Origin of the sequence: Halorubrum sp. SD626R (assembly GCF_001261915.1) — an archaeon.
Lineage (GTDB): Archaea > Halobacteriota > Halobacteria > Halobacteriales > Haloferacaceae > Halorubrum.
The window spans coordinates 1-6,929 of sequence record NZ_CVRT01000139.1 but is presented as its reverse complement, the minus strand read 5'-3'; the positions used below and the strand labels follow the sequence as shown (position 1 = coordinate 6,929).

General features: G+C 71.8%; 7 protein-coding genes. 4 read left to right on the top strand and 3 right to left on the bottom strand.

What is annotated here, in order from left to right:
- Positions 1–237 precede the first annotated feature (237 nt).
- Complete coding sequence (locus SD626R_RS13470; protein WP_092566853.1) at positions 238–702, top strand: TRAM domain-containing protein; 465 nt, start codon at positions 238–240, stop codon at positions 700–702.
- A 51-nt stretch (positions 703–753) separates the two neighbouring features.
- On the opposite strand, the gene SD626R_RS13465 is transcribed toward SD626R_RS13470, so the two are convergent.
- Both SD626R_RS13465 and SD626R_RS13460 read right to left on the bottom strand, forming a co-directional pair.
- Positions 754–1,854: a geranylgeranyl reductase family protein gene (locus SD626R_RS13465; protein ID WP_092566852.1), complete on the bottom strand. Its 1,101-nt coding sequence runs from the start codon at positions 1,852–1,854 to the stop codon at positions 754–756.
- Between the two features lie 40 nt (positions 1,855–1,894).
- Positions 1,895–4,096, bottom strand: coding sequence for a thioredoxin domain-containing protein (locus SD626R_RS13460; protein ID WP_092566851.1), 2,202 nt, complete (start codon positions 4,094–4,096; stop codon positions 1,895–1,897).
- A 143-nt stretch (positions 4,097–4,239) separates the two neighbouring features.
- Here SD626R_RS13460 and purD point away from each other — a divergent pair, with 143 nt between their 5' ends.
- Together purD and SD626R_RS13450 are read left to right on the top strand one after the other, a co-directional pair.
- Positions 4,240–5,523, top strand: coding sequence for a phosphoribosylamine--glycine ligase (gene purD / locus SD626R_RS13455; protein WP_092566850.1), 1,284 nt, complete (start codon positions 4,240–4,242; stop codon positions 5,521–5,523).
- A 117-nt stretch (positions 5,524–5,640) separates the two neighbouring features.
- On the top strand, positions 5,641–6,180 hold the full coding sequence (locus SD626R_RS13450) for an acyltransferase (protein ID WP_092566849.1): 540 nt from the start codon (positions 5,641–5,643) through the stop codon (positions 6,178–6,180).
- Between the two features lie 7 nt (positions 6,181–6,187).
- Here the strand turns inward: SD626R_RS13450 and SD626R_RS13445 are convergent, their stop codons facing one another.
- A complete protein-coding gene (locus SD626R_RS13445) occupies positions 6,188–6,526 on the bottom strand; it encodes a DUF5798 family protein (RefSeq protein ID WP_092566848.1) in 339 nt (112 codons plus the stop codon).
- A gap of 124 nt (positions 6,527–6,650) precedes the next feature.
- Here SD626R_RS13445 and SD626R_RS13440 point away from each other — a divergent pair.
- Positions 6,651–6,929, top strand: a 279-nt coding sequence (locus tag SD626R_RS13440; protein ID WP_218054137.1) for a 5'/3'-nucleotidase SurE, incomplete at its 3' end; no start/stop codon positions are given.

Genomic DNA, 6,929 nt, shown 5'->3' with positions numbered 1-6,929 from the left:
GCGGAGAGCTCCCGCATCGTGTACTCCGCGTTCGGGTCGTGAAGCGACTCGTAGTCTCGACTCATGCCGGGCGATTCATTCGGAACAGCGTAAACGTTTATGTTCGACGGGATTCAGTCGACGGCGACTCCCGGACCCGCGACTGCCCTCGATCCGCCCTCGATCCGCCCTCGAACCGCTCCCGCGCCGGGAGTGGTAAATAGGGAGCTTTTCATTACCGTGTTCGCAACGTAGCCCATGGTCGAGATTACCGATTCGCTCGCGTGTCTGTTCACCGGAGAAGTAGAGGAGCGAGAGGGCGACAGCGTCGTCGCGGTCCCCGCCTCGGAGATCGAACACGGGACGGTCGAGCCCGGCGAAACGTACCGCGTCGCGCTGATAGCGCGAGGCGGGGGAGACGGGGGCACCGCCTCGACCGGCTCCGCGGCCGGCGCGTCGTCGACGGATCGGGGCGTCGCCGGTAACGGGACGGAAACCGCCGCGGCGCCCTCTCCCGCAGACGCGGCCGCCGGACCGCCGGTCTCCGAGGGCGACGTCCGCGAGGTCACGATCGAGACGCTCGGCGACAAGGGCGACGGGATCGCGAAGATCGAGCGCGGCTACGTCGTCATCGTCCCCGACTCCGAGCCGGGCGACGAGCCGACCGTCGAGATCACGAGCGTCCGCGAGAACGTCTCGTTCGCCGAGGTCGTCGCGGAGTAGGAGGAGTCTGAGGAAGTTCTACGCCGCCCCCCCTTTCGGAGCGGCTCCCGGTCACTCCGGCGGGTCGCTCCGCGAGAACAGCCGTCGGAGGTGGGTCGGCGAGAAGAACGAACTCGGGCGGTCCATGTGGACGCCGATCTCCCCCGAGAGCGCCCGCAGCCCGAGCCGCTGGACCGGCTCCGGCAACGAGTAACACCGTCTTATTCCCTTCCCGAGCAGGATCTCGCGGCCGATCTCGTCGCGCCAGCCGGACTCGTAGTCGGCGAGGGTCGCCGGGTCGTCGGGATCGATCACGTCCGCGGCGACGTCGGCCGCGGTCATCCCGTACAGTATCCCGCCCCCGGTGAACGGCTTCGTCTGCGCGGCCGCGTCGCCGATCAGGAACGCGCGGTCGGTCGTGACCCGGTCCGGCGGCCCGACCGGGATCGCCCCGGAGCAGAACCGGTCCGTCGTCGCGCCGTACGCGTCGGTGAGCCGGTCGAACATCGCCGTGACGTCGTCGCTCGGGGGCGCCGCGAGCCCGTACTCGACGCCGGCGTCGCCCCGCGGGATCCGCCACGCGAAGAACGTCGGCGCGGTGAGGTGGACGTCGACGAGGTCGCCGTCGTCGGGCGCGTCGTCGAAGGCCAGCACCCCGTGGAGCAGCTCGTCGGGCTCCGGAAGGTCGAGCGACCGGCGGACGCGGGAGGTCGGGCCGTCGCAGCCGGCGACCATCCGCGCCTCGACCGTCTCCACGTCGCCCTCGGGGGTCCGGACCTCGACGGCGACGCGGTCCGCCAGTTCGTCGACGTCGAGGACGGTGTGGTCCTCGCGCACGTCGGCGCCCGCCTCGCGCGCGCAGTCGGCGAGCGTCCGGTCGAGCCCGACGCGGTCGATGACGTTCGAGACGGGGCGTTCTTTATAAAACGGGTACGCCGTCGAGCCGGGGCCGTCGACGTGGAACCGCGCGCCGTACACGCGGTTCTGGAGGAGGCGGTCGCGGGCCGCGTCGGGGACGTACTCCCAGACGTCGTCGGAGACGTGCCCCGAGCAGGCCAGCGGCTCGCCGACGGTCCCCTTCTCGAAGACGACCACGTCGCGGCCTGCCTCGGCCGCGCGCCTGGCGAACCGCGAGCCCGGCGGGCCGGCGCCGACGACGACGAAATCGTGCATGTCCGGGACGAGGCGGCGGACGCTTATAATTACGACGCGGTTACCGCGAGCGTCGCTCGGCCAGCCACGCCAGCGCCGCGTCGAGGTCGGTCTCCGGCGGCGAGCAGGTCCGCCCCTCGCAGACGTAGGCGGTCGGTTCGCCGTCGACGGCGTCCCGACCGGCCCAGATCGGCGGCGCCTCGTCCACGCCGAGCCGGTCGAGCCACTCGTCTAACCCCGACTCGGTCGGCGGCCGCGGCGCGACGAGCGCGCCCGGGAGGTACCGCTCGCCGAGGGTCTCGCGCCACGCGGTCGGCACCGCGTCGGCGGCGATCGTCGCCTCGATCCCGCCCGTCTCGACGCGCTCGGCGGCCCGCACGAGCGAGACGTGCTCCAGCGGGCTCGCCCGGATCCGGTCCGCGTGAGTGGTCACGACCGCCTCCGCGGCCGCCGCGAACTCGCGGTCTGTCCGGAAGCCGTCGAGCAGCGCCAGCGTCTCGGCCGCCACGCCGAGGCTCGACGGCGTGGAGCGGTCGGTGAACTCCTGCGGGCGGGCGAACAGAGCGTCGGCGCCCCGATCGGCGCTTTCGTCCGGGTCCCGCGTGAAGTAAATTGTCCCGTCGTCGGCGTCGTGAAACTCGTCGACGATCGTCTCCGCCAGTTCGAGGGCGAACCCGAGCGGCTCCGGGTCGCCGGTGGCGGCGTAGACGTCGAGCGCGCCGCGCGCGAGGAACGCGTGGTCGTCGAGGTACCCCGGTCCGCGGACGTCGCCGTCGAGCCACCGGCGCGCGAGGTCCCCGGTGTCGGCGTCGTAGAGGCGGTCGCGGCAGAAGTCGAGCGCCTCACGGGCGATCGCGGCGTACCCCTCGCCGAGGGCGCCGGCCGCGCTCGCGAACGCGGAGATCGCGCGGCCGTTCCACGCGGCGAGCACCTTCTCGTCGCGGGCGGGCCGCGGGCGCGACTCCCGCGCCTCGAACAGCGCGACGCGGGCCTCGGTCAGGCGCTCGCGGACCTCGTCGACGGCGAGGTCGTGCTCCTCGGCGAGCTCCGCGACCGACGCCGCGACCGTCGGCACCGTCGTGCCGCGCTCGAAGTTCCCGCCCGACTCGATCCCGTACCGGGCCTTCGCCAGCGACGCGGCGGGCTCGTCGAGGACCGCGTCGACCTCGGCCGGCGTCCAGACGTAGAAGGCGCCCTCGACGTCGGCGTGGCCGCTCCCGTTGTCGTCCGTGCTTCCGCGGCGACCCTCCGGCGGCGCGCTCCGGGCGTCGAGGGTGCTGAAGAAGCCGCCGCCCTCGTGGCGGAGCTCCCGGTCGAGGAAGCCGAGCGTCTCGCTCGCGACGCGGGCGTAGGCGGGGTCACCCGTCAGCCGGTACCCGTTGAGGTACACCAAGGGGAGCTCCGCGTTGTCGTACAGCATCTTCTCGAAGTGCGGGACCGTCCACTGCCGGTCGGTCGCGTACCGGTGGAAGCCGCCGCCGATCTGGTCGTACATCCCGCCGCGGGCCATCCCGTCGAGGGTGCCGGTCGCGGCCGTGAGCGCGGCGTCCCGACCGCTCCGGGCGTAGGCGCGCATGAGGAGATCGATCCGGCCGGGCATCGGGAACTTCGCGCCGCCGCTCCCGAACCCGCCGTACTCGTCGTCGTAGCCGCGGATCGCCGCGGCGGCCGCCTCGTCGAGGAGGTCGGTGCCGGGAGGGTCGTCCGCGTCGGGCCCGGTTCCCGCGTCCGGGACCGACTCCAGCTCGTCGCGGGCGCTCGTCGTCCACTGCTCGGCGCGGCGCTTCATCTCCTCGCGCTGTTCCGGGTCCGCCCACGAGTCGGCGATGCGCTCACAGAGGTCGCGGAACCCCGGCTGGTTCCGGCGGGGCTCGGGCGGGAAGTAGGTCCCGACGTAGAACGGCTTCCCCTCGGGCGTGCACCACGCGGAGAGCGGCCAGCCGCCGCCGCCCGTGACGAGCTGGGAGACGGTCATGAACGTGCTGTCCACGTCCGGGCGCTCCTCGCGGTCGACCTTGACCGGCACGAACTCCTCGTTGAGCGCCTCCGCGATCGCCTCGTCCTCGAAGCTCTCCTCGGCCATCACGTGACACCAGTGACAGGAAGAGTAGCCGATGGAGACGAACACGGGGACGTCGTGCTCGCGGGCGCGCTCGAACGCGTCGTCCCCCCACGGCTGCCAGTTGACCGGGTTGTCGGCGTGCTGCTGGAGGTACGGACTCGCCTCCTCGTCGAGGCGGTTCCGCGACGTCGGCTGTGTCATACGCCCGGTTCGCCCCGGCGAGGCAAAAAGCCGTCACACGAGCCGCGGGTTCGGGATCCGCCCCCACGGGCGATCCACGACTATGAATATCTCGTCGCCCTGAGAGAGTAACGTTTACACTACCGTGCACTCACCCGTCGGACATGACCGAGACCGTACTGCTGGTGGGGGGCGGCGGACGCGAACACGCGATCGGGCGCGCGGTCGCCGACGACTGCGCGCTGTACGCCTGCGCGAGCAACCGGAATCCGGGTATCCGCAGGGTCGCGGAGGGGTTCGAGACGATCGACGAGACCGACGCCGAGGCCGTCGCGAACTACGCGACCGACGTGGACGCCGACCTCGCGGTGATCGGCCCTGAATCGTCGCTGGCGGCGGGCGTCGCCGACGCGCTCGACGACACCGGCGTCTACGCGTTCGGCCCGCGGGCCGAGGAGGCGCGGCTGGAGACGGACAAGGCGTACCAGCGCGAGTTCATGGAGGAGAACGCGATCCCCGGCTACCCCGACTACGCGGTGTTCGACGACATCGACGCCGCCTGCGACTACATCGACGCGTACGACGGCGACCTGGCGGTCAAGCCGGCCGGGCTCACGGGCGGAAAGGGGGTGAAGGTGATCGGCGATCAGGTGACCGCGGAGGGGGCCAAAGAGTACCTTCGCGACTCGGACTACGAGCGCGTCGTGTTGGAGGAGCGCCTCGTCGGCGAGGAGTTCACGGTCCAGGCGTTCGTCGCGAACGGCGACCTCCGGACGACGCCGGCTGTCCAGGACCACAAGCGCGCCTACGAGGGCGACGAGGGGCCGAACACGGGCGGGATGGGGTCGTACACCGACACGGGGCTCTCGCTTCCGTTCATGGCCGAGGGCGACTACGAGGCCGCCGTCGACGTGCTGGCGGCGGTCGTCGACGCGCTCCCCGACTACAAGGGCGTCCTCTACGGCCAGTTCATGCTCACCGACGAGGGGCCGAAGGTCGTCGAGTTCAACGCGCGGTTCGGCGACCCGGAGGCGATGAACACGCTCCCCGTCCTGGAGACGCCCTTCCTCGACGTGCTCACGGCGGCGCGCGACGGTGACCCGCTCCCCGAACTGGCCTTCTCCGGCGAGGCGACCGTCTGTAAGTACGCCGTGCCGGACGGCTACCCGGTCGACCCCGACGCGGGCGCGGCGATCGCCGTCGACGAGGAGAGCGTCGGCGACGCGCTCCTCTACTACGCCAGCGTCGACGAGCGCGACGACGGGCTGTACACGACCACCTCGCGGTCGTTCGCGGTCGTCGGCCGCGGCGACTCCATCGCCGCCGCGGAGCGACAGGCCGAGGCGGGGCTCTCGGCCGCCGGCGACGGGCTCCGGATCCGTCACGACGTCGGGAAGGCCGACCTCGTCGAGCGCCGGATCGAACACATGAACGAGCTGCTGGAGTAGGGCGTCCGTCTCGGCCGGTCGTGGGCCCTCGTCGGGTCGCAGGGGCGCTGGTTCCGGTATCCGACGTGAGTCCTCGCGTCGGCGATCCTTTTACCCACGGCGTCCGAACGGTCTCTCGTGACTCACGAGGACGGCGGCGCGGCGGCGGATGACGGCTCCCGCAACGACCGGTTGGACCGGCGCCCGACGCCCGGACCGCGCAACTCGCTGTGGTCGTGGCCGGACGCGAAGTCGCCGCTCGTCGTCGTCCGCAACTACGTCGTCATCGTGCTCGCGCGGGTCTGCCCGAGCCTGCGGCTGAAGAACTGGCTGCTGCGGCGGATCGGCGTCACGGTCGGCGTCGGCGTCGCGTGGGGGCTGGAGTCGACCCCGGACGTGTTCTGGCCCGAGCGGATCGCCGTCGGCGACGACGCGATCATCGGCTACGACGCGACGCTGCTGTGCCACGAGTTCCTCCGCGACGAGTACCGCCTCGGCGACGTCGTCGTCGAGGAGCGGGCGATGATCGGAGCCGGCGCGGTCGTTCTCCCCGGCGTCACGGTCGGCGCGGGTGCCCGCGTCGCGGCCAACTCGCTCGTCGCCGAGGACGTTCCGCCGAACGCGACGGTCGCAGGCGTTCCGGCGGAGGTCGTCTCGCGGGCGGACTCCACCGACTGACCGCGAACTACTCGGCCGCGTCGCCGCCCGGTCCGTCGGTCGCGTCGCCGTCACCCAGGTCGCCGTCACCCGGGCCGTCGCCGGATTCGGCGGCCGCCTCCGCGTCCGTGATGTGCGCTTCCGTGCTCACGCTCTCTAGGTCGACGCCGACCTCCCGGGCGACGGCGTCGAGGACCGCCCGCTGTTCGGCCATCTCGTTTTCGAGCCGCTGTACGCGCTCCGAGGTGTCGAGCACGGTCGACTGGGTCTGTTCGACCTCCGTCCTGAGTTCGTTTATTTTCTGGTACGTGCGCTCGGCCTTGTCTGCGAGCGTCTGGATCTTCTTCGCCGTGTCGCCGAATCCCATACCGGTCGGTGGACGCCGCGGTACCTGTGCCTTTCCTTCGCTCGTCGCCGTGTCTGGGCAGTTCGGAGCGCCGTCGTCGGCGGAGCGTCGGTGGGCTTTTGCCCGAACCGCCCGTCGTATCGGTATGCGCGTCGACCGAATCCTGTTGACGAACGACGACGGTATCGACGCCGTCGGGCTCCGCGCCATGCAGGACGCGCTCTCGGCCGACTACGACGTGGTGACCGTCGCGCCGACGGCCGACCAGTCGTCGACCGGGCGGACGCTCTCGGAGGGGGTCGCCGTCAGCGACCACGAACTCGGCTACGCGGTCGACGGAACTCCGGTCGACTGCGTCGACGCCGGTCACGTCGACCGCGTTCTCGACGCGACCCCGTGGTCGCTGACGGCGACCCCCTCCGAG